Source organism: Kribbella alba (assembly GCF_039529635.1).
GTDB lineage: Bacteria > Actinomycetota > Actinomycetes > Propionibacteriales > Kribbellaceae > Kribbella > Kribbella alba.
The window spans coordinates 245,449-267,595 of the sequence record NZ_BAAANE010000004.1; the positions used below are offsets into that span (position 1 = coordinate 245,449).

Genomic DNA, 22,147 nt, shown 5'->3' on the forward strand with positions numbered 1-22,147 from the left:
CCGTCCGCTCATCTGTGCCGCCGGGCCGCGCGAGCGACCGCGCCGGTCAGCGCGGCTCCGACGAGTACCGCGGCCGCGAGCACCTGGTGCTGACGATGGACCCGCTGCTTGACCTCGGCGTACGGGGTGGTGGAGAAGGAGACCAACTCGTAGCGCGAGACGTAGCGGCCGGGAAGCAGGCGTTCCAGGCCGTGTTCGATGCGTTTGCCGAGCCGGAAGACAGGTGACGCGACCTTGTCCCGCATCTCGACGAAGTTCGCGAGCGCCATCTCGGCGATCGCCTCGGTGTTCTCCCGGCGGCGGTGCTCGAAGAGCGGCAGCGCCCGCGCCCAGGCGCCGGCGGTGTCGTCGAGGCAACGGTCCAGCTCGACCACGTCCTCGAACGCGCAGTTCGCACCCTGGCCGTAGAACGGCACGATCGCATGTGCGGCGTCCCCGAGCAGCGCGGTCCGGCCGTGCGCCTGCCACGGCTGCGCGTGCACGGTTCCGAGCAGTCCCACCGGGTTGTGCAGGTAGTCGTCGATCAGATTCGGGGCCAGCGGCAACAAATCGGGGTAGTTGGCGCGGAAGTGTTCCTCGATCACCGCCGGCGTGGACAACGCGTCGAAGCTGCCGGTCGGCCAGAACACCGTGCACGTGAACGACCGGTCCGGGTTCGGCAGCGCGATCATCATCGAGTTACCCCGCGGCCAGATGTGCAGCGCGCCCGGATCGAGCCCGAACTCGCCGGCCACCGCCGGGATGCTGAGCTCCTTGTAGCCGTAGTCGAGGAAGTCGACCTCCTCGACCACCGCCCCGTCGGCGAGCAATTGCTCCCGTACTGCGGAACCCGCCCCGTCCGCACCCAGTACGACGTCGACGCGGGCCTCAACCTTTCCCGCCGGGGTTGCGAAGATGAGTGAACCCGCCTGCGAATCGAACTCGACCAGCCGGTGATCGAACAGGATCTCCACGCCAGGCGCCTCAGCAGCGGCGTCCAACAGCGCGTTGTTGAGCGCACCCCGGCTGATCGAGTTGATTGCCCGATCGCGCCCGGCGGAGTACGGCTGGAAGTCCAGTGGACCCTCCACCGGGTGGATCATCCGCCCCTTCATCGGCAACGCGCCGGCCATCACCTGATCCACCAGCCCGATCCGCCGCAACGCGTCCAGGCCTCGTTCCGAGATCGCCAGGTTGATCGACCGGCCGCGTTCGACCTCGGCCACTCGCGGATCCGCCCGGCGTTCGTAGAGGGTGACCGTCAGACCGCGCCGCGCCAGGAAGCAGGCCAGCAGACTCCCGGCCAGCCCAGCACCGACGATGGCGACGCGCTCTGTCATGCAACATCACTCAAGGGATACTAACCTCCGGAATCGCTTGGGCCAGGGCCTGAACGGCTCGCCAGCAGTCGTGGTACGTCGAGTAGAGCGGCACGGGGGCGAACCGCAGTACGTCGGGCTCGCGGGCGTCGGCGATCACGCCGGATTTGAACCGGAGGGTCTTGCTCAGCTCCCCCGCAGAACTGTTTCCGCTGACTCGCAGCGAGAGCTGGGCGCCTCGCCGGTTGGGATCAGCCGGGGTGATCTGCTGGAGCGGCCGGGTCGGCGAGATCTCGGCGAGCAACCTCTCCAGGTACGCCGTGAGGCGGACGCTGCGCTCACGCAGAACCCCGATGCCGACCTTGTCGAACAGCTCGAGGGACGTCCGCACCGGGCTCATCGAGAAGATCGGCGGGTTCGAGACCTGCCAGGCATCGGCCGTCGCGGGTGGGCGGGAGGCCGGCGTCATCTCGAACCGCGTCGACGCCTCCGTGCTCCACCAGCCCTCGAACCGCGGCACGTCCGAGCCGAGGTGCCGCTCGTGCACGAAGGCACCTGCGAGGGCTCCCGGGCCTGAGTTCAGGTATTTGTACGAGCACCAGGCGGCGAAATCCACGTCCCAGTCGTGCAGCGACAGCGGCACGTTCCCGGCCGCGTGTGCGAGATCCCAGCCCACCACAGCTCCAGCCGCGTGACCGGCCGCGGTGATCGCCGGGAGATCCATCAGCTCGCCGGTCAGGTAGTTCACGCCGCCGAGCAGGACCAGCGCCACGTCGTCGCCGATCCGCTCCACCACGTCCGCAGTACGGAGGCAATCCTCTCCCGGGCGTGGCGTGAGCCGCACGATCGCGTCATCCGGATCGAACCCGTGGAACCGCGCCTGCGACCTGACCGCGTAGCTGTCCGACGGGAACGCCGAGTCCTCGATCACGATCCTGAACCGGTCCGGCGACGGCCGGTAGAACGAGACCATCAACAGGTGCAGGTTGACCGTCAGGGAGTTCATCACCACGGTCTCGCTGGGCAACGCGCCGACCAGCCGAGAGGCCGGCTCGGTCAGCAGCTCGTGGTACGGCAGCCAGGGCCGGGCAGCGTCCAGGTGTCCCTCGACCCCGAGCGCGGCCCAGGAATCGAGGTCCTCCAGCAGTTCGATCCGGGTCGCCTTCGGCCGCAGCCCGAGCGAGTTCCCGGCGAAGTACGCCACCTCCCGATAGCCGCCGCCGTCGGCCGTCGGCACGTCGAACAGGTCCCGATGCCCCGGATCGGCCTTGTCCAGGTCCCGCGCCTCCTGCTCGCCGGCGTCGATCACGGCTTGATGACCTGACCCTTGCCGAGCACGGTGACACCACCCTTGGACACGGTGAAGCCGCGCTCGCGGTCGAGATCGGGGTCGACACCGATCTCCACCCCGTCCGGCACCACGATGTTCTTGTCCAGGATGACGTTCTTCAGCACCGCGTTCGCGCCGATCCGGCAGTTGTCCATGATCACCGCTCGCTCGATCGTCGCACCGGAGTTGACGATCACGTTGGCGCCGAGCACCGAGTGGTCCACGGAGGCGCCGGAGATGATCGAACCCCCGCAGACGATCGACTCGCCGACGGTCGCGTTGTCGGTGAACTTGGCGCCCGGCAGCTGCGGGTGCGAGGTGAAGATCGGCCAGTCGGAGTTGTAGAGGTTGAACACCGGCTGGATCGAGACCAGGTCCATGTGCGCCTCGTGGTACGAGTCCAGCGATCCGACATCGCGCCAGTACGAGCGGTCCCGCTCGAGCGCGCCCGGTACGTCGTTGTCCTTGAAGTCGTAGACCCCGGCCTTGCCCTCGGCAACCAGCATCGGGACGATGTCGCCGCCCATGTCGTGCCGCGACGCCGGATTCGCCGCGTCCTTGCGCAGCGCCTCGACCAGTACGTCGGTGTCGAAGACGTAGTTGCCCATCGAGGCGAACGTCTCGTCCGGCGAGTCCGGCAGGCCCGGCGGATCGGCCGGCTTCTCCAGGAAATCGTCGATGCTGTGGCCGTCCGCACCGGTCTTGATCACGCCGAACTCCGACGCTTCGGCCCGGGGCACCCGGATCCCGGCCACGGTGACACCATTGCCACGCTCGATGTGCGCCGCGACCATCTGGGAGGCGTCCATCCGGTAAACGTGGTCGGCGCCGAACACGACGATGATGTCGGGCTGGTGGTCGTTGATCAGGTTCATCGACTGGTAGATCGCGTCCGCGCTGCCCTGGTACCACTGCGGCCCGAGCCGCTGCTGGGCGGGAACGGGGGTGACGAAGTTGCCCAGCAGTGTGGACATCCGCCATGTCATGGTGATGTGCCGGTCCAGCGAGTGCGACTTGTACTGCGTGAGCACGCACAGGTTGCGGTAGCCGGCATTGACCAGGTTGGACAGCACGAAGTCGATCAGGCGATAGCTACCGCCGAACGGCACGGCCGGTTTGGCCCGGTCCGCCGTCAGCGGCATCAGCCGCTTTCCCTCGCCGCCGGCCAGCACGATTCCGAGAACTCTGGGTGCCTTCGCCATGTCCGCACCTTAGCTTCGGATCCCCCTTCACATAAGACTGCGCGAGTGTCGCCACACTGGGTGCATGCCAACTCTCGTCGAACCTACTGTTGCCGTTCACCGTTCGTTCCTGGAAGCCTGGGACGAGTTGGGGCCGCAGGAGGAGCGGTGGATGGGCGCGCGGGGGCTCTGGAGGGACTGGTCGCGGCAGGACCTGGAGGACCCCGAGGAGTTCGCCCGGATGGTCGAGGCGATCCGCGCCGAGGCGCTCCCGGAGACCGATACCCCGCCGGATCTGGTCCACCAGACCATCCTGTGGTTCGTCGACGGCGACGAATGGCTCGGCCGGTTGGCCATCCGGCATCACCTGACCCCGCCCCTGCTGGAGCTCGGCGGCCACATCGGCTACGTCGTCCGGCCGTCGGCCCGGCGCAAGGGTTATGCGACCCAGATGCTGACCCAGTCGCTCCCCTGGGCGGCCCGGCTCGGCATCGACACCGCCCTGGTGACGTGCGACAACGACAACCATCCGTCCCGCCGGGTGATCGAGTCGGCCGGCGGCGAACTCGAGGACGAACGCCACGGGAAGCTCCGATTCTGGGTCCCCACCCACGTGGTGTGATGCTTTAGAGTCGGGGGATGAAGGTGGCGATCCTGACGCGGGAGTTCCCTCCGGATGTGTACGGCGGCGCGGGCGTGCACGTGGACTTCCTGGTCCGCGAGTTGCGCCGCCTGCTTGAGGTGGAAGTGCATTGCATGGGCGAACCACGGCAGGGCGCGATCGCCCACTCCGAGGACGACCCGCGCCTCCCGAACGCGAACGCCGCGCTGCGCATCCTGTCCACCGACCTGACCATGACCGCCGGCGTCAGCGACGCCGACCTCGTCCACTCGCACACCTGGTACGCGAACATGGCCGGCCACTGGGCCAAGCTCCTGTACGACGTCCCACACGTGGTGACGGCGCACTCGCTGGAGCCCAGGCGGCCGTGGAAGGCAGAGCAGCTGGGCGGCGGGTATCGCCTGTCCAGCTGGGCCGAGCGCACGGCGTACGAGGCGGCTGATGCGGTCGTCGCGGTGAGCAGGGGGATGCGGGACGACGTGCTCGACTGCTACCCGACGATCGACCCGGCCAAGGTGCACGTGATCTCGAACGGCATCGACGCGGACTTCTACTACCCGGACCCCTCGACGAACGTGCTCGAGCGGCTCGGGGTGGACCTGAGCCGGCCTTACGTGACGTTCGTCGGCCGGATCACCCGGCAGAAGGGCGTGCCGCACCTGCTTCGCGCCGGGCTGCAGCTGGACCCGTCGGTGCAGCTGGTGCTGCTGGCGGGAGCAGCCGACACGGTCGAACTGAAGGCCGAGACCGACGCTTTGATCGACGAGCTGAAGGCAGCACGGGACGGTGTGTTCGTGGTCTCCGAGATGCTGCCGCGCGAGGAGGTCCGCCAGGTCCTCACCCACGCGCTGGCCTTCGTCTGCCCGTCCGTCTACGAACCGCTCGGGATCGTCAACCTGGAGGCGATGGCGTGCGAGACCGCCGTCGTGGCCAGCGCGGTCGGCGGGATCCCCGAGGTGGTCGACGACGGGGTCACCGGCACACTGGTCCGCTACGACGAGAACGACACCGCTACCTTCGAGCGGGACCTGGCCGCGGCCATCAACGAACTGGTGGCCGACCCCGCCAAGGCCGAGGCCATGGGCAAGGCCGGCCGCGAACGCGCCGTCTCCGAGTTCGGCTGGGACGCCGTCGCCGATCGCACCGTGGAGCTCTACAACTCCCTGCTGCGCTAGCCGATCCCCGAGGTCGGCGACTCCGACGCGAGCCAGGTGGTGAGGAGGCGGGCGCCCGCTCCGGTGGCGCCGGTGGTGTATTCGAGCGCGTCGGCCTGGGACTCCGCGATGCTCGACAAGTCGAGGTGAGCCCAGGGCAGGTCGCCCGCGAACGCCTTCAAGAACAGGGCGGCGGTGATCGAGCCTGGCCCCTTCGAGCTGTTCACCGAGTCGGCGATCGGGGTCGAGATGAGGTCCACGTACTCCTCAGGCAACGGCATCCGCCACAGCCGCTCGCCCGACACCTCGCCCGCCTCGGCCAGGTTGTCCGCGAGCGCGTCATCCGTGGCGAACAGGCCGCCGTAGAGCATCGACCCGAGCGACACCTTGATGGCACCCGTGAGCGTCGCGACGTCGACGAGCACGTCCGGCTTGAGCTCGGACACGGCGTACGCGAGTCCGTCGGCGAGGACCAGACGGCCCTCCGCGTCGGTGTTCTTCACCTCGGTGGTGCGACCGCCGTAGTGCCGGATCACGTCGTCGGGACGGTACGCAGTACCGGACGGCATGTTCTCGGCGGAGCAGATCAGGCCGGTGACCTTGACCTTCGCGCCGAGCTCGCGCAGCGCCGACAGGGTCGCGATCACCGAACCGCCGCCGGTCATGTCGCGCTTCATCGAGACCATGCCCTCGCGCGGCTTGAGCGACAGGCCGCCGGTGTCATACGTGATGCCCTTGCCCACCAGCACGACGTACGGCGTGTCCTTGGTCGCGCCCTCGGGCGTGTAGTCGAGGCGGATGAAGCGCGGCGGCCGCGTGGAGCCCTTGCCGACGGCGAGGATGCCGCCGAAACCGTCCGCGGCCAGCTGTTTCTCGTCCCAGACCTTCACCTCCAGCCCGGTCAGGGCGGCCAGCTCGGTCGCGCGGGCGGCGAGCCAGGCCGGGTCCTTCTCGTTCGAGGGGGTGGTCGCGTACTCGCGCGCCAGCCAACCGGTCCGCCCGATCACGAGGCCGCGCTCGATCACCGCGGCCCGCTCGCTGTCGGAGCCGTCCGTCAGGGTGATCCGCTCGACCATGGGCTTGCCGGTGTCGACGGTCTTGCGGTGGAACGTGAAGGACCCGAGAGCGACCCCCTCCGCGAAGGCCTGCAGCGCCACATCTTCGATGCCCTCAGCAACAACCGCGGTCAGCTCGTCCTTGCCCCGGCCGAATCTGGCGATCGCCGCCCCGGCGTGTCGCAGCTCCTTGGGACTGCCGCCGCCGGCTCCGACCAGCACGACCTGGTCCACCTCGCCGGTGAGCAGCGGGTACGCCGCGGTGGTCCCTGCCGACGGGCTGAACCCAGTTGCGGTCTGGACCTCCAGCAGCCGGTCGAGGTCGACCCCGAGACGCTCACCGGCCTGTTTCGCGGCTGCGGGCAGGCCGGACTCGCCGACCACGATCACCCAGGTGTGGGAACCGTGGACAGGGAGCCCGGGCTGCCAGACCAGGGCCGGCAGGGTGGGAAAGACGTTGGGTGCGCTTCGGCGAGCCACTGGTGCGACCTCACAGTTTGATCAAATCTCTCGGCCAAGATGTCCGGCTAACCGTAACGACCCCGGCCGGTGCCGCAAAGGGGCACCCACCGGGGTCGTGGAGATGTCACAGGTGCGCTCGTGGTGGAGCACCCCGCGGAGCTCGCTTCAGCCGACAACGGCCTTGAGCGCGTTCCCGAGCTCGGTCGCCTCGTCGGCGTTCAGCTCGACGACGAGCCGGCCGCCGCCCTCGAGCGGAACCCGCATCACGATTCCGCGGCCCTCCTTGGTGACCTCGAGCGGACCATCGCCCGTCCGCGGCTTCATCGCCGCCATGCGCGCACCCCTTCCCTCATTGGAACAACCCTCTTCGGTCCTGAGCGACGACACCGCGCGGCGAACCGTCGCCGGCGCCGTGCGGTGATGCGCCGTCGGCGCGTATCGCAGTGTGTGTCCCGACCCATTATCCCCGATCGCAGGCCAGAGCCGTGCACCATACGGCAGACTCGGGCACGTGCACGCCCGTTCAGCCCTCTTCGACCTGTACGGCGACCACCTGCGCGCGCGCGGCGCGCGCGCCCCGGTGGCCGCCCTGGTCCGGCTGCTCGCGCCCCTGGGTGTCCATCCACCCGCGGTCCGGACGGCGGTCTCCCGGATGGTCCGGCAGGGCTGGCTCGAGCCGGTCCGGATCGAAGGTCAGCCTGGTTACGCGCTGACCGCCCGGGCGCGCCGTCGCCTGGACGACGCGGCGGCCCGGATCTACCGAACCGGTGAGGGCGGCAACGAAAGCGGCGAGTGGGACCGGAGCTGGCATCTGAGCATCCTCCGGGAGGTGCCGAACGCGCGTCGCCGAGAGCAGTTGGCGAGCCAATTGGCCTTCCTGGGTTGGGCTCCGCTGTCCGACGCGGCCTGGGTCGGGCTGCGCAACGACACCGAGGTGGACCAGATCCTCGGCATAGAGGGGATCGCCGCGGACCGCTTCCGCGCTCCCATCGACGACGACGCCGTCGAGTTCGCCCGGCGGGTCTGGAAACTGGACGAGCTGGGCTCCTCCTACGACGCCTGGCTGAACGAAGCGAAGGCGCTCGCCGAGAGCGCGGCCGCGGACGCGACCGACGAGCAGGCCTTCGCGGTCCGGTCCAACCTGGTGCACGAGTGGCGCAAGTTCCTGTTCCTGGATCCGGGCCTGCCCGCCGAACTGCTGCCCGACGACTGGGCCGGTACCCGCGCCGCCGCGTTCTTCGATTTCCACGCGAATCGTCTGGGCCACGCGGCCGGGCGTTTCGTGGACAACTGCCTGACCATTCACTAACTGATGTCACAGACTGTTGGGAGCTTGCCACGATGAGTGACTCCGTCCTGTACGACGTGTCCGCGGGCGTCGCCACGATCACCCTGAACCGGCCCGAGGCGATGAACTCGCTCGACACGGCGACGAAGGTGGCGCTGCGCGACACGGTCCGGGCGGCCGCCGAGGACGAGGCGGTCCGGGTCGTCGTACTGACCGGCACGGGCCGTGCCTTCTGCGTCGGGCAGGACCTGAAGGAGCACATCGGCCTGCTCCAGGCGAACGACGCCGACGCCCTCTGGAACACCGTGCCCGACCATTACGCCCCGATCGCGCTGGCTCTGGCCGAGATGCCGAAGCCGGTGATCGCGTCGGTGAACGGGGTCGCCGCCGGGGCGGGCGCCTCGATGGCCTTCGCCTGCGACTTCCGCGTGGTCGCCGACACGGCCGGCTTCAACCTCGCCTTCACCGGGATCGCGCTCTCGTGCGACACGGGGATCTCGTGGACGCTCCCCCGGCTGATCGGGCAGGCGAAGGCGACGGAACTCCTCTACTTCCCGCGCACGATCCCGGCTGACGAGGCGTTGACGCTGGGCCTGGCGACCAGCGTCGTACCGGCCGATCAGCTTGTCGCGGCAACCGCTGAGCTCGCAGCGAAACTGGCGGCCGGCCCGACGATCGCCTACGGCTCGGTGCGCCAGTCACTCGCGTACTCCGCGACGCACACGCTGGCGGAGTCGCTGGCATTCGAGGCCGACAAGATGCGCCTGACGGGCGACACCGAGGACCACCGCAATGCGGTCGCCTCCTTCGTCGCCAAGGAAAAGCCGACCTTCCACGGCAAGTAGCGCGCCCAGCGGACGTTGTCGACGCAGAGGCGAATAACCCGCCAGCGTGGTCGGGGCCGGGCGTCTCCCCTGCCGGAGAATGGCCGGTTCTGGGGACCTCGGACACCAACTGGGGACCGAGGACAGGTCATTGCATGTCCGAGGTCCCGAGCTGGTGTCCGAACCCCCGCCAGCTGGCCCGGATTCGGGGTGACCCGCGCCCTATCTGGGGCGCGGGCGGGGGGCTAACGGGCGATGCAGTCGGCTAGGTGGTCGTTGACGATTCCCGTTGCCTGCATCAGGGCGTAGGCCGTGGTCGGGCCTACGAAGACGAAGGCCTTCTTCTTCAGGGCTTTCGACATCGCGACCGACTCGGGGGTTGTCGCGGGCACCTCGGCGAAGGTCTTCGGAGCGGGGCGGTTCCGGGGCTGGAAGGACCAGAGGAGTTCGGTGAGCTCGCCGTCGGCCAGTTCGAGCAGGGCGCGGGCGTTGGTGATGGTGGCATTGATCTTCGCCTGGTTCCGGACGATGCCGGTATCCGCCATCAGCCGGTCGAAATCTTCGGAGCCGTAGGCCGCCACCAGTTCCGGGTCGAAGTTCTGGAACGCCTTCCGGAAGTTCTCCCGCTTGCGCAGGATCGTGATCCAGGACAGGCCGGACTGGAACGCCTCCAGCGTCATCCGCTCGTACAGCCCGCGGTCGTCGCGGATCTCCTTGCCCCACTCGTCGTCGTGGTACGCGATGTACTCCGGGGCCGAGGTCGCCCAACCACAGCGCGGCTGCCCGTCGGGGCCCACCACGGTCATCGCGCGATCTCCTGGGTGAGGCGCTTGAGCGAGACCCGCATCATCAGCTCGAAGGCGGGCCGGACCAGCGGCCAACCCGCCGAGCCGAGCCGCCCGAGTGGGGGGATGACGTCTTCGGACCAGGTGAACGTGCTGCCGCCGGGTGCCGGCCGGACGGTGAAGGTGCCGGTACCGCGGACGATCGTGCCGAGGTGTTTCACCGTGCACTCGCGCGGCGGATCCCAGTGAGTGATGACCATGTCGTCAGTGAACCCGAGAGGACCGACAGAAGTTCGCGCCGCGACGCCCCCGCCGACACCCTGACCGTCATTCTCGGTCCCCCAGACGCGGGTGAGCAGCATCCAGCGCGACTGCCGCTCCCAATCCATCACCACGTCCCAGGCGACCTGCGGGTCCAGCGGCAGATCGATCGACGCCTCGGCGTGGCAGGTCGCCATCAGCTGGGACGCTGAACGACGTTCACATCAGGCGCAGCACTGTGCCGCCCCCGAGCCAGCCCCTCGTCGCCCTCGTCCTGAGGCCCCTGCCCATTGCTCCCACTCTCGGAACCCTCCACCGTCGGCCTGTACTCCGAGGCTTCCGCGGCTTGCCCGTTGGGCGTGTGCTGGGCGTCCTGCGGCGACTCCGAGGACGTGGAGTGGTCTGGGGGCGGCTCTTTGGCTTGGAACCAAGGCTCCGCCTCAGCCTCGCCTCCCCCGGCTTGCTGCCGGGCCTCCTCCAGCAACGACTGAATCAAAGGCGGCGGCGGCAGATGCACCGGCTCGTCAACTGCCGCCTGACCCTGCGCTTCGGCCTGGGCAGGTGCGTCCGACTGGGTCGGGCCCGCCGGCTCCGACTCGCCGTGGGCCCGCGTTGCGCTTTCGCTGGCTTGCGCTGGTTCTGGGGCTGGCTCTGCGGGGGTGGTTGGGGTGGGTTCGGGGAAGTCGCCGCCGACCATGATGGGCTTCTGGTAGCCGGTGTCGTCGAACTCATCCGAGTCGTACGTGTGCCGCGAGGTGAAGCCCGCGCCTTCGGGCCCATGCACGATCGGTGTGACCGCTCGTTCGAGGTCGGCGATCCGGCGGTCCCGCTCGGCGACCTCTCGGGCGACCCGCTCGAGCAGCGTGTCCACCTCGTCCATCCGGTAGCCGCGCAGCCCGACGCCGAACCGCGCCGTCTCGATGTCGTCCGAGGTGAGCGCTTGCCGGGCCGGTACGGACATGTCCGGCCGATCGTCGTACGCAGGACCCATCGCGCCCCAGCGCCCGGACGCCACGACGGCAACAGCTCCGATCAGGAGCACGACAATCAATCCGAAGAACCACATCACGACACCGATCGTGCCATGTCGCGGTACTTCAACGCACAACTGCTCCGTGATTCAACTGCCATCCGAGCCCAGCCGGTGCGCCTCACGCCGCTCGCGTGCTACCGGGCTGTCCGCCTCGGCGACGTCCCGCGCTGCCGCTGCGGCGGCCTCCTCGGCCGCCGCGTCGGCGAGTTCGCCGGCCTTGACGATGTAGCTGATCGCCTCGTCCACGTCGTCGGTGATCGTGAACATCTCCAGGTCGGCCGCGGAGATCTTGCCGTCGGCAAGCATCGTCTCGCGCAGCCAGTCGACCAGGCCACCCCAGTACGACGTACCGAACAGCACCACCGGGAATGAGGTCACCTTGCGTGTCTGGGCCAGCGTCAGCGCCTCGAACAGCTCGTCGAGTGTCCCGAATCCGCCCGGCATCACCACGAAGCCCTGCGAGTACTTCACGAACATGGTCTTGCGGGTGAAGAAGTACCGGAAGTTCATTCCGATATCCACCCACTCGTTCAGGCCGTTCTCGAAGGGCAGTTCGATGCCCAGCCCGACCGACCCGCCGCCCGCCTCGGAGGCACCCTTGTTCGCGGCCTCCATCACACCGGGACCACCGCCGGTGATGACGGAGTACCCGGCTTCGACCAGCTTGCGGCCGGTCCGCTCCGCCGCGGCGTACATGGGATCGTCCGGCTTCGTCCGGGCCGAGCCGAACACGCTGATGGCAGGACCGAGCTCGGCGAGCATGCCGAAACCCTCGACGAACTCGGATTGGATCCGCAGTACCCGCCACGGGTCGGTGTGGACCCAGTCCGACGGGCCGCGACTGTCGAGCAGGCGCTGCTCCGAGGTCGACTCCTGCACCTGGTTACGCCGCATCACCACGGGTCCGCGCTGCTGCGAGTGCGGTCGGTCGGGATGGATCGATGGTTCTGCCATACCCCCAGATTAGTGCGGCGGTTCCACACGGACCCGCGGAACGGCCGCGTCTAACCGGCTGTCAACCAGCTTCTCAGCCGCTGTTCACACTGCTCGATCTCCGCCTCGGGGACGAATTCCTCCTGCTTGTGCGCGAGCAGCGGATCGCCCGGCCCGTAATTCACCGCCGGTACGCCGAGAAGCGTGAACCGCGCCACGTCGGTCCACCCGAACTTCGGCTGCGGAGTACCGCCGACGACCTGCAGGAACGCCGCCGCCGCGGGCCGCTCGAGCCCGGGCAACCCGCCCGGTGCGGAGTCCGTGACAGCCACCTCGAAGCCCTCGAACACCTCCCGAACGTGCGCCTCGGCCTCCGCCTCCGACCGGCTCGGCGCGAACCGGTAGTTGATCGTTACCGTGCACAGATCCGGTACGACGTTGCCGGCCACCCCGCCGCTGATCCCGACCGCGTTCAGCCCCTCGCGGTATTCCAGCCCGTCGATCGGCACCCGCCGCGGCTCGTACGCCGCGAGGCGGGCGAGGACCTCCCCCGCGGCATGGATCGCGTTCTTCCCCATCCAGGAGCGGGCCGAGTGCGCCCGTTCGCCCCGGGTGGTGATCTCGATCCGCATCGTGCCCTGGCAGCCGGCCTCGACCACGGCGTTCGACGGCTCCATCACGACCGCGAACACACCCTCCAGGAGCTCCGGCGCGGACTGCGACAGCTTGAACAGGCCGTTCCGCTCGGACTCGATCTCCTCGCAGTCGTAGAAGACGTAGGTGACGTCCCGGTTCGGCTCGGTCAGCGTGGCCGCCAGCCGGAGGCCGACCGCGACCCCACCCTTCATGTCGCAGGCGCCGAGTCCGTGGATCAGCCCGTCCGCGCGGCGCGACGGCAGGTTGTGGTTCAGCGGCACGGTGTCGAGGTGGCCCGCGATCACGATCCGCTCGTCCCGGCCCAGGTCGGTCCGTGCCACGACGGTGTTCCCGTGCCTGGTGACGGTCAGGTGGGCGTACGCCGACAAAGCCGCCTCGACCGCATCGGCCAACTCCTGCTCGGTCCCGCTCACCGAAGGGAGGTCGACCAACGCGGCGGTCAGGTCGGGCCCGGACAGGGTCAGGTCAAGCTTGGCCATCAGACTCCTCGGCTGGCGGTGGCAGGAACACGCAGAACTCGTTGCCCTCGGGATCGGCGCAAACATGCCAGCCGATCTCGTCGTCCTTGGGCCGCAGCAGTGTCGCACCCGCGTCCAGCACCGGCTGCAGCTCGTCCGCCGTCACGTCCCAGTGGATGCGGTTCTTGACCGTCTTCGGCTCGGGCACCGGCACGAACACCCAGTAGGGGAACGGCAGCCCCGGCACGTTCTCCAGCCAGTACCACGGCTTGCCCGGCGTCTGCGCGACCTCGCCGCCGACGACGCCGGCCCACCAACGAGCCTGCGCCTCGGGCTCGGCCGAGTCCACCACCAGCTCCATCAACCGGTACGCCGGGACGCTGTCGCGGACGAATCCGCAGAACTCGCCACCCTCGGGGTCCTCCATCACGGCCCAGTGCTGCTCATCCGTGATCGGACTCTGCATCTTCGCCCCGAGCTTCTCCAGCTCCTCGATCGCCGAGGTGTGCACATCCAGGTGAACCCGCTGCTTCACCGAGCGCGGCTCAGGCACCTTGTTGATCCAGATCGTCTTCTCCGGCCGGTCCCCGACCAGCACCTCAGGATTGTCCGCGGGCGAGGTCAACCCCAGCACCTGCCCCCAGAACGACGTCATCGCGCTAGGGCAACTGACATCGACACACAGATCCTTGAACCGCGCCACGCTCATAGACCAAGGCTAGTGCCGCGCTTCGCACCGTCTCCCACGCCCCGCGGGTGAGCTGGCGACGCCGTCACCGGTCCAGCCCGGACCTCCAGCACTCAGCAACCACGCCCGCGCCGCGCCGGCCAGGCTGAACCAGCGCGGCAACCGGCCGGGAAAGGCGCTTGGCGAGTGTTGGAGGTCCGCCGGCTCTAGTTCCAGTTGTCGATCTCGAGGTCGTCCGGCGCCGGAGCACCCTTCCCGGTCTCGACCAGGGACTTCAGGCTCAGCAGGAAGGTGGCCCACTTGGTGCTGCAGTGGTGCATGAACTCCACCGGCTCCCTCCAACCCTCGTGCTTGAAGAGAATGATGGTGTAGTCGTCTTCCTGTTTGAGGTCGAAGCTCACCGTGGTGCCGACCCACTCGGCGGGGCCGTCGACCACTTCCCACAGCACGTGCTTGGCGGGTTCGAGCTCGCGAACCACCATGTCGAAACCGCCCTGCCTGAAGCGGAACTGCAGCACCCCGTCGACTTCGGTGTCTCCCCGCGTGGCGTCCGTCCACCAGGCGGAGAGACCTTCGACCGTGGTCAACGCCCCATAGACATCGTCCAGGGACGACGACTTGACTCCGACTCTGTGAAGAATGTCCACCATGTTTGTTTCTCTTTTCTGGTCTTGGATTTGAGAACTTGTGATTCAGCGCTCTGTGCTGCGCTGGATTGCTTCGGCCATCCGCTTGATGCGCTGCAACCTGGCGTCCCAGGTGGCGCCGACTGCTGACAGCTGCGCTACCGCTCGCGCGAGTTGCTCGTCGTCCACCCGGTAACGCATCTCCCGTCCGGCCGGCGTGACGTGGACCAGGCCGACCCGATCGAGCACCCCCAGATGCTTCGACACGGCTTGACGCGTCACGGGAAGCCGCTCGCTGAGGCTGGTTGCCGTTCCGCCGCCACTCGCCAGGAGCAGATCGAGCATCCGGCGTCGGGTCGGGTCGCCGATCGCCGACCAGAGGTCGTCGTCGATCGCGACAGTCATCGGGAGGAAACCAGCTTTGCCACGTATTCACCGAGACGTGGAAGGAAGAAGTCCCAGCCGGCGATGTGATCGTTGTACTGCGCCTCGAGGACAGCCGCCTCCCACCCCTGCTCGCGGAACCCTGTTTCGGTGAGCCGAACCACGGTGCCTGCGCCCGCTGGGACGAGTTCGAAGGTCACCAGCAGCGAGTTGCTGGGGGCAGCGACCTCACCGCTGCCGTAGGCCCACCGGAAGGAGAACAGCCGGTGCGGTTCAGCGTTCACGACGGTGAGCGGGACGACATTCGCCTCAGCCGTGGCCCGGTCGCCGAACACAAGCTCACCATTGCCACCGACGGCCGAGTCGAATTCCGCGTCGTCAGACCACCACTCCCGGATGTGCTCCGGACGACTGATGACCTCGAAGACCACCTCGGGCGAGGCCTCGATGTGGATCTCGCGCTCGATGCTTCCGTATTCCATGGGCTTCCCGCTTTCTGCAACGTTTGGTTGCACATCACGCTAGCCCAACGTCCGCTGATCGCGCAACCATTGGTTGCAGGATGGTGATCGGCCTCGGAATTCAGGCGGTTCGTTTGCGGTGGTAGTGGCGGTTGACCCGCTCGCGGTTGCCACAGGATGGGGAGCACCAGGTCTGGCGGGGATCGTCCTGGAGGAAGTACTTGACGCAGCGCGCGGCCGGGCAGGCGCGGAGGCGGTCGCGGTCGGGGCTGGTCAGGAAGTCGATGCCGGATCGGCCGACTGCTCCGACGAGCAGGGCAACCGGATCCTTGGAACGTCCCGACCACGTCGTCAGTGGCTCACCGCCGGCCGGCCATGCCAGGTGGGGCGTGCCGAGGCGGTCGGCTGCCTTGTTCAGCAGGTTGAGCGCAACCTCGGGATCGAGCAGCCGATCGGCGTCCGCACGACTCGGCGGCGCCGGGCTGACTGCTCGCGCGAAGAGAGACCTGACAGCACGCCGCACTCCGGTGAGCGCCTGCCGCAGGTCGTCGTCGACGCTCACCGCCGTGGGGTCAAAGGGTCGGCCGAGCACGTCGCCCACCGACACGCTGTTGCCCTGGACCCAGTCCGCAAGCCCCGCGTCCGAATCCAAGACGTCGGCGACCCCACCCTGACCGTCATGACGGATCGTGGCAGCAAGCTCGAAGGCCAACGTCGTCATGCGGCGCAGTCTAACGGGAAACCCGCTTACTGCCATGTGATGGCCGGAAACATCCCGGCTTGCTGGGAACCGCAGCCGCGCGAGCGAGGTGCTCCAGGGGTTGCGAACGTCCGGACGGGCAATCGATTTCTCGCAATTTAGGAGTGTCGGCCCGGAGGGTCAAGACTTCGGCGCCGACAAGTTCGATCAGACTCCGGTTTTCACCTTGTTTTGAACAAGGTGCAGCCGTTGACACTGCGCGACCCGGCTGCCTACTGTTCGGAAATCGATTTCTGACAACTAGACCGAAAGCGGGTCGAGGATGCCAGTTGTGCCGAACCGCGCGGACGCCCACCGCGCGGCCGAGTTGCCGAGGGACCTGGTCACACGGGGTCTCGAGGCCGCCCGGAGCGCGATCGAAACCGAGGCGGCCGCGGTGTCCGCGCTGGCGGACCGCCTCGACGGCGTCTTCCTCGACGTACTGATCGCGGTCGCGGCCTGTGAGGGTCATCTGGTGGTCACCGGTCTCGGCAAGTCCGGCCTGGTCGGTCGCAAGATCGCCGCGACCCTCGCCAGCACCGGCACGCCGGCCACCTTCATCCACGCGGGTGATGCCCTGCACGGCGACTCCGGCGCTGTCACCCCTCGCGATCTCGTGCTCGCGTTGTCGGCGTCGGGCGAGACCGCCGAGGTCTGCGCCTTCGCGCGGATGCTGGCCGAGCGCGACATCCCGGTGATCGCGATGACGGGTGCCGAGGAGTCCACCTTGGCGAAGCTCGCCACCCACACCCTCGACACGATGGTGTTGCGCGAGGCGGATCCGCTGAACCTCGCGCCGACCGCGTCCACCACCGCCGCCCTGGTCATGGGTGACGCCCTCGCCTGCGCCCTCGTAGTACTGCGGGAGTTCACTCATCACGACTTCGCCAGGTTCCATCCGTCCGGCGCCCTCGGGCGCAAACTGCTCGGACTCGGGGAGGACGCGTGAACGAGCTCACCATCAAGTACGGCGCGTCTTGTGTCTCCTCCGCGCCCGGAGCCAAGCGAGGACGTGAATGAGCACGTACGACGTGTGCGTGCTCGGGTCGTTCATGAAGGACCTGGTCGCGAGCGCGGACCGGCGACCGTTGCCCGGGGAGACGTTGCACGGCACCGGGTTCGCGGAGTTCCTCGGCGGCAAGGGCGTGAACCAGGCGGTCGCCGCGGCCCGGATGGGAGCCCGGACGGCGATCGTCGGCACCATCGGGGACGACCGGTACGGCGAAGAGTTCCTCGAACTGCTGAAGGCCGACGGGGTACACACCGACTGGGTGGTTCGTCATCCCGAGCTGGGGACCGGCGTGGGGCTCCCGCTGGTTCTGCCGGACGGCAGCAACTCGATCATCATCGTGTCCCGGGCGAACGCGGCGATCACCTCCGCGGATGTGGAGGCAGCCGCCGAGGTTCTGACCTCCAGCGCAGTACTGAGTGTGCAGCTGGAGCTCCCGGTCGAGGCGAGCCGAGCTGCCCTCCAACTGGCCTCGACCGCGGGGGTGATCACGATCCTGACGCCGGCGCCGGTGGGGCCGGTCGATTCGTCGCTCGCCGCGTTCGTCGACATCCTGGTACCCAACGAGGTGGAAGCAGCCGCCCTGACCGGTCTCGACTGCGACGACGAGGCGCAGGTTCCGGGGATCGCGCGGCGGCTTGCGGACGAGTGGGACCTGCGTGGCTGCGTGATCACCTTGGGTTCGCGCGGCGCTTTTGTCTTGGATCGCGCTGTCGGTGAGGGGGTCCGGATTCCCGCCCATCGGGTGGCGACCGTCGACACCGTCGGCGCGGGTGACGCCTTCTGCGGATCACTCGCGGCATCACTGGCAGCGGGCGCCGGGCTCGCGGACGCAGTACGGCTGGCCAACGCAGCGGGGGCGCTGTCCACGACGGTGAACGGCGCCGCGGACTCTGCGCCGGACCGGTTGGCAGCGATGGCACTGCTGGACGGCGCCGGCCCGCATCTCCCCCAACGGTCGACGTTGCCCGTCGGTCCACCCGGCTCGTGAGACTCTAGTGCCGTCCAGACGGCAGGCAGGTGTCCAGCGGGGAGCGAGCATGACGACGATCTACGACGTCGCGCGCAGATCGGGCGTGTCGCCGGCGACCGTCTCGCGGGTGCTGAGCGGCCGCCGCAACGTGGATCCGGAGCTGTCCGAGAAGGTCCGCGCCGCGGTCGCCGAGCTGGGCTACCGGCCGAACGGCGTCGCGCGGAACCTCCGCAAGGCCAGTACGAACCTGTGGGCCGTGGTCATCTCCGACATCGAGAACCCGTTCTTCACCTCGCTGGTCCGTGGTCTCGAGGACGTCGCCCAGACCGAGGGCTACCACGTCGTCCTGTGCAACTCCGACGAGGACCCGGCCAAGGAAGCGGCGTACGCGTCGGCCGTGCTGACCGAGCAGATGGCCGGCGTGGTCATCTCCCCCACGAGCACGGCCGAAGGGGTGGAGCAGCTCGCCGCGGCGAAAATCCCGATGGTGCTGATCGACCGCCGGGTCGAAGGCGTCGAGGCCGACACGGTGCTGGTCGACAACGAACACGGCGCGGCCGAGGGCGTGAAGCACCTGGTCGAGGGCGGCTACGAGCGGATCGCCTGCATCACCGGACCTCGCCGGGTCAGTACTGCGATGGACCGGCTGGCGGGTTATCGCTCGGCCCTGCGCAGCGGCGGGATCCGCTACGACAAGGACCTGGTCCGGCATGCCGACTTCCGCGAGGCCGGTGGATACGCCGCGATGGAGAGCCTGCTCGACCTGGCCGAACCACCCGAGGCCCTCTTCGTCACGAACAACCTGATGACGGTCGGCGCACTGGAATGCCTGGCGAAACGCGGCATCCGCGCCCCCGACGACATCGCCGTGGTCGGCTTCGACGACATCCCCTGGGCCGACCTGGTGGTCCCCTCCCTGACCACGGTGGCCCAGCCCACGTACGAACTCGGCCGCACCGCGGGCCTGCTGCTGAAGGACCGCATCGCCTCCCCGGGCCGCCCCCCGTCCACCGTCACCCTCCGCACCGAACTCCACATCCGAGCCACCTCAGCCCCCCGGCGCGCCTGAGGCATCGATGTAGCGAGCAAATCCGGTGCGGTGTCCATATCCAACGGCCGGTCTCGGGTGGGTGCCCACGCGTCTGGCAGGCTTTGCGGCATGACTGACAACGCCACTCGCGCCTGGGGCTTCGGCCTCGCCACCGTCACCGAGTCGGGCACCGTGCTGGATGTCTGGTACCCGGCGCCCGAGCTCGGCGCCGCTCCCGAGGGCGCGAAGGCGCCCGCCGAGCTGATCGCCGCCGAAGGCAGCGACGATCTCCGCCAGGTTCGCCGGGCCGTGGTGAAGTCAGAGATCACGCTCGAGAAGGCCCCGGCCGGCACCGCGGACGCGTACCTGCGGCTGCACCTGCTGTCGCACCGGCTGGTCCGTCCGCACGGGGTCAACCTGGACGGCATCTTCGCCGCCCTGCCGAACAACGCGTGGACCTCGCACGGGCCGGTCCCGGTCGAGCAGGTCGAGCAGGTCCGGCTCCGCGCACGGGCTGCCGGATACCACCTGGCGGTGACGAGCGTCGACAAGTTCCCGCGGATGACGGACTACGTCGTACCGAGCGGGGTCCGGATCGCCGACGCGGACCGGGTCCGGCTGGGCGCACACCTCGCGGCGGGGACCACCGTCATGCACGAGGGATTCGTGAACTTCAACGCCGGCACGCTCGGCACGTCCATGGTGGAAGGCCGGATCGTCGCAGGTGTGGTGGTCGACGACGGGAGCGACATCGGTGCCGGCGCGTCGATCATGGGCACCCTGTCCGGCGGTGGCAAGCAGGTCATCTCGATCGGCAAGCGCTGCCTGCTCGGCGCCAACGGCGGCATCGGCATCTCCCTCGGCGACGACTGCGTGGTCGAGGCGGGGCTCTACGTGACCGCCGGCACCAAGGTCACCCTGCCCGACGGCAAAGTGGTCAAGGCGCGCGAGCTGTCGGGCCAGCCGGGGCTGCTCTATCTCCGCAACTCCGTCACGGGTGCCGTCGAGGCGCGGCCCCGCCAGGGTGAGGGCATCACCCTGAACGAAGCACTGCACGCCAACGCGTGACGCTGGCCAACCAACACAGTCCGCTGTACGTCAACCAATTCGTGACCGATCACACGAGCGCAGCGGAAACCCGGGGCCCGTCCCATCCGTTGGGACCGGTATGCCGATGAAGCGCGGCGCGGTCGTGGCCGTGGGAGCAGTGGCTGCGTTGGCCCTTGCCGTCGGCGCCGGGATCTCCTGGATCAGCGGCAAGGGTGTCGGTCCGCTGCTCCCGCCCCCCGAGCAGTGCCAGGCCAGCGTGAACGGCAACACCGTCGTACTCGACCTCGAGCAGGCACAGTCGGCCGCGATCATCGCGGGAGTCGCCGTACGCCGGGGTCTGCCCGCGCGAGCGGTCACGATCGCACTGGCGACGGCGTACCAGGAGTCCGACCTGCGCAACGTCAACCACGGCGACCGCGACTCGCTCGGACTGTTCCAGCAGCGGCCGTCGCAGGGTTGGGGCACTGCCGCGCAGGTCCGGGATCCGCATTACGCGGCGTGGAAGTTCTACGACGCTCTGGTCAAGGTCAAGAACTACGAGCGGCTCGCGGTCACCGTTGCGGCCGACAAGGTGCAGCACAGCGCGTTCCCCAACGCGTACGCCGACCACGAGGGCGATGCGCGGGTGCTGGCGTCAGCTCTGACAGGTCAGTCGAAGGGCGCGCTCAGCTGCACGGTCAACACCGCGTCGCTGCAGGCCGAGGCGATCGGGAAGAACGGCCTGACGCCGCGGGCCGAGGCGGTTCGCCAGGACCTGGCGAAGACCTTCGGCAGGCTCTCCACCGGTGGGTACGCGCCCGGCGGGATCAGCACCGGCCACATGGAAGGCTCGGCGCACTACGACGGTCGCGCTGTGGACATCTTCGTCAAGCCGATCTCGACGGCGAACACGGTCAAGGGCTGGGCGCTGGCGCAGTATCTGGTGGCACGGGCGGAGCAGTTGAAGATCAGCACGGTGATCTTCAGCGACCACATCTGGACCGCGGGTTCCCGCTCGGACAACGGGTGGCGAGCCTACAAACCCCCTCAGCGCGCCGGAAACCAGGACACGCTGCGGCACCTGGACCACGTCCACGTCGACGTGATCAAGAGCTGACCGACAGCGCCATCGCGCAGGTCGCCCTGGGGCGAGATCAGCAGTCCTGTCCAAGCCGGCGGTCCCGCGCGGGGTTGATCGTGATCGCCCGCAGCGCGACGTCACGGTCCAGGAGAGACAAGCCTTGCGACAGAAGCAGACGCCAGCTGCTTCTGTCGTCGATCATGGGCGCGGAACGCGACTGAAGCGCACAGCAAGAGCCGCGCCGAGGGCTACCTCTGGCGCGGCTCTCGAACCGCTGGCAGGTGAGACTTCGTCAGACCGACGGCCTCATCGGCCACCAAATCGCGACGAAGGAGCTGGGACCAGCCTTACTCGTCGTGTTCCTGCGGGGGCAGGGCGGCGATGAAGGGGTGGTCCTTGTCGATCTTGCCGAGCTTCGAGGCGCCGCCGGGCGAGCCGAGGTCGTTGAAGAAGTCGACGTTCGCGGTGTAGTAGTCCTTCCACTGGTCCGGGGTGTCGTCCTCGTAGTAGATCGCCTCAACCGGGCAGACCGGCTCGCACGCTCCGCAGTCGACGCACTCGTCGGGGTGGATGTAAAGCATCCGGTTGCCCTCGTAGATGCAGTCGACGGGGCATTCCTCGACACATGCGAGGTCCTTGAGGTCAACACACGGCTGCGCGATGACGTAGGTCACTGGTACTCCTCCTATAGCCAGCAAGCGCAGCGGTCAGGATGCTGCGGTGCGGTGGTGCTCTGTGCAGGGTCTCTAGTATCACGGTAGTACTTCGCCCACTCTGCCAGGAGTC

25 protein-coding genes are annotated in these 22,147 nt (G+C 68.5%); 9 read left to right on the top strand and 16 right to left on the bottom strand.

Annotated elements, in window-relative coordinates:
• Positions 1-8: 8 nt before the first annotated feature.
• The 3 genes from ABD210_RS07875 to glgC are packed head-to-tail and all read right to left on the bottom strand — an operon-like array spanning position 9 to position 3,830.
• Positions 9-1,319 (bottom strand): FAD-dependent oxidoreductase, encoded by a 1,311-nt coding sequence (locus ABD210_RS07875; RefSeq protein WP_344110277.1) that lies wholly within the window; start codon positions 1,317-1,319, stop codon positions 9-11.
• Positions 1,320-1,329: 10 nt separating this feature from the next.
• Entirely contained in the window at positions 1,330-2,607 is a 1,278-nt protein-coding gene (kynU, locus tag ABD210_RS07880; RefSeq protein WP_344110278.1) for a kynureninase, read from the bottom strand.
• On the bottom strand, positions 2,604-3,830 hold the full coding sequence (glgC, locus tag ABD210_RS07885; RefSeq protein WP_344110279.1) for a glucose-1-phosphate adenylyltransferase: 1,227 nt from the start codon (positions 3,828-3,830) through the stop codon (positions 2,604-2,606). The genes kynU and glgC overlap by 4 nt, the downstream gene beginning before the upstream one ends.
• A 64-nt stretch (positions 3,831-3,894) precedes the next feature.
• Between glgC and ABD210_RS07890 the strand changes: the two genes are divergently transcribed.
• Both ABD210_RS07890 and glgA read left to right on the top strand, forming a co-directional pair.
• Positions 3,895-4,431 (top strand): GNAT family N-acetyltransferase, encoded by a 537-nt coding sequence (locus ABD210_RS07890; RefSeq protein WP_344110280.1) that lies wholly within the window; start codon positions 3,895-3,897, stop codon positions 4,429-4,431.
• A gap of 17 nt (positions 4,432-4,448) precedes the next feature.
• Positions 4,449-5,606 (top strand): glycogen synthase, encoded by a 1,158-nt coding sequence (gene glgA / locus ABD210_RS07895; RefSeq protein WP_344110281.1) that lies wholly within the window; start codon positions 4,449-4,451, stop codon positions 5,604-5,606.
• Here the strand turns inward: glgA and ABD210_RS07900 are convergent.
• On the bottom strand, positions 5,603-7,120 hold the full coding sequence (locus tag ABD210_RS07900; protein ID WP_344110282.1) for a leucyl aminopeptidase family protein: 1,518 nt from the start codon (positions 7,118-7,120) through the stop codon (positions 5,603-5,605). The two genes, glgA and ABD210_RS07900, sit on opposite strands and share 4 nt — an antisense overlap.
• Before the next feature lie 147 nt (positions 7,121-7,267).
• Positions 7,268-7,435 carry a DUF3117 domain-containing protein gene (locus tag ABD210_RS07905; protein ID WP_012923066.1) on the bottom strand — a complete coding sequence of 56 codons (168 nt, stop codon included), beginning with the start codon at positions 7,433-7,435 and terminating at the stop codon, positions 7,268-7,270.
• 178 nt (positions 7,436-7,613) lie between these two features.
• Between ABD210_RS07905 and ABD210_RS07910 the strand changes: the two genes are divergently transcribed.
• Both ABD210_RS07910 and ABD210_RS07915 read left to right on the top strand, forming a co-directional pair.
• Positions 7,614-8,411, top strand: a complete 798-nt coding sequence (locus ABD210_RS07910) for a PaaX family transcriptional regulator (protein ID WP_344110283.1) — start codon at positions 7,614-7,616, stop codon at positions 8,409-8,411.
• A gap of 32 nt (positions 8,412-8,443) precedes the next feature.
• Entirely contained in the window at positions 8,444-9,235 is a 792-nt protein-coding gene (locus tag ABD210_RS07915; protein WP_344110284.1) for an enoyl-CoA hydratase/isomerase family protein, read from the top strand.
• A gap of 224 nt (positions 9,236-9,459) precedes the next feature.
• On the opposite strand, the gene ABD210_RS07920 is transcribed toward ABD210_RS07915, so the two are convergent.
• From ABD210_RS07920 to ABD210_RS07965, 10 genes are all read right to left on the bottom strand, one after another.
• Complete coding sequence (locus ABD210_RS07920) at positions 9,460-10,020, bottom strand: DNA-3-methyladenine glycosylase I (RefSeq protein WP_344110285.1); 561 nt, start codon at positions 10,018-10,020, stop codon at positions 9,460-9,462.
• On the bottom strand, positions 10,017-10,457 hold the full coding sequence (locus tag ABD210_RS07925) for an SRPBCC family protein (protein WP_344110286.1): 441 nt from the start codon (positions 10,455-10,457) through the stop codon (positions 10,017-10,019). Before ABD210_RS07925 ends, ABD210_RS07920 begins: the two co-directional genes overlap by 4 nt.
• Complete coding sequence (locus ABD210_RS07930; protein ID WP_344112018.1) at positions 10,457-11,326, bottom strand: DivIVA domain-containing protein; 870 nt, start codon at positions 11,324-11,326, stop codon at positions 10,457-10,459. The genes ABD210_RS07925 and ABD210_RS07930 overlap by 1 nt, the downstream gene beginning before the upstream one ends.
• 54 nt (positions 11,327-11,380) lie before the next feature.
• On the bottom strand, positions 11,381-12,247 hold the full coding sequence (locus ABD210_RS07935) for an LOG family protein (protein WP_344110287.1): 867 nt from the start codon (positions 12,245-12,247) through the stop codon (positions 11,381-11,383).
• Positions 12,248-12,297: 50 nt separating this feature from the next.
• A complete protein-coding gene (dapE, locus tag ABD210_RS07940) occupies positions 12,298-13,362 on the bottom strand; it encodes a succinyl-diaminopimelate desuccinylase (RefSeq protein ID WP_344110289.1) in 1,065 nt (354 codons plus the stop codon).
• On the bottom strand, positions 13,349-14,050 hold the full coding sequence (locus tag ABD210_RS07945; RefSeq protein ID WP_344110290.1) for a VOC family protein: 702 nt from the start codon (positions 14,048-14,050) through the stop codon (positions 13,349-13,351). Before ABD210_RS07945 ends, dapE begins: the two co-directional genes overlap by 14 nt.
• Before the next feature lie 185 nt (positions 14,051-14,235).
• A complete protein-coding gene (locus ABD210_RS07950; protein ID WP_344110291.1) occupies positions 14,236-14,679 on the bottom strand; it encodes an SRPBCC family protein in 444 nt (147 codons plus the stop codon).
• A gap of 42 nt (positions 14,680-14,721) precedes the next feature.
• Positions 14,722-15,060 carry an ArsR/SmtB family transcription factor gene (locus ABD210_RS07955; protein WP_344110292.1) on the bottom strand — a complete coding sequence of 113 codons (339 nt, stop codon included), beginning with the start codon at positions 15,058-15,060 and terminating at the stop codon, positions 14,722-14,724.
• Positions 15,057-15,521 carry an SRPBCC family protein gene (locus ABD210_RS07960; protein ID WP_344110293.1) on the bottom strand — a complete coding sequence of 155 codons (465 nt, stop codon included), beginning with the start codon at positions 15,519-15,521 and terminating at the stop codon, positions 15,057-15,059. Before ABD210_RS07960 ends, ABD210_RS07955 begins: the two co-directional genes overlap by 4 nt.
• Before the next feature lie 100 nt (positions 15,522-15,621).
• The gene (locus tag ABD210_RS07965) at positions 15,622-16,221 is read right to left on the bottom strand and encodes a CGNR zinc finger domain-containing protein (RefSeq protein ID WP_344110294.1); all 600 of its coding nucleotides are present in this window, start codon (positions 16,219-16,221) and stop codon (positions 15,622-15,624) included.
• 301 nt (positions 16,222-16,522) lie between these two features.
• Between ABD210_RS07965 and ABD210_RS07970 the strand changes: the two genes are divergently transcribed.
• The 5 genes from ABD210_RS07970 to ABD210_RS07990 all read left to right on the top strand — a co-directional run bounded on the left by ABD210_RS07970 (position 16,523) and on the right by ABD210_RS07990 (position 21,397).
• Positions 16,523-17,188, top strand: coding sequence for a KpsF/GutQ family sugar-phosphate isomerase (locus ABD210_RS07970; RefSeq protein ID WP_425552643.1), 666 nt, complete (start codon positions 16,523-16,525; stop codon positions 17,186-17,188).
• Positions 17,189-17,255: 67 nt separating this feature from the next.
• Entirely contained in the window at positions 17,256-18,239 is a 984-nt protein-coding gene (locus tag ABD210_RS07975) for a ribokinase (RefSeq protein ID WP_344110297.1), read from the top strand.
• A 49-nt stretch (positions 18,240-18,288) separates the two neighbouring features.
• On the top strand, positions 18,289-19,290 hold the full coding sequence (locus ABD210_RS07980; RefSeq protein WP_344110298.1) for a LacI family DNA-binding transcriptional regulator: 1,002 nt from the start codon (positions 18,289-18,291) through the stop codon (positions 19,288-19,290).
• A gap of 90 nt (positions 19,291-19,380) precedes the next feature.
• Complete coding sequence (gene dapD / locus ABD210_RS07985; protein WP_344110299.1) at positions 19,381-20,319, top strand: 2,3,4,5-tetrahydropyridine-2,6-dicarboxylate N-succinyltransferase; 939 nt, start codon at positions 19,381-19,383, stop codon at positions 20,317-20,319.
• 100 nt (positions 20,320-20,419) lie between these two features.
• The gene (locus ABD210_RS07990; RefSeq protein ID WP_344110300.1) at positions 20,420-21,397 is read left to right on the top strand and encodes a VldE C-terminal domain-containing protein; all 978 of its coding nucleotides are present in this window, start codon (positions 20,420-20,422) and stop codon (positions 21,395-21,397) included.
• Between the two features lie 311 nt (positions 21,398-21,708).
• Here the strand turns inward: ABD210_RS07990 and fdxA are convergent, their stop codons facing one another.
• Positions 21,709-22,035: a ferredoxin gene (gene fdxA / locus ABD210_RS07995; RefSeq protein ID WP_344110301.1), complete on the bottom strand. Its 327-nt coding sequence runs from the start codon at positions 22,033-22,035 to the stop codon at positions 21,709-21,711.
• Between the last annotated feature and the right edge of the window lie 112 nt (positions 22,036-22,147).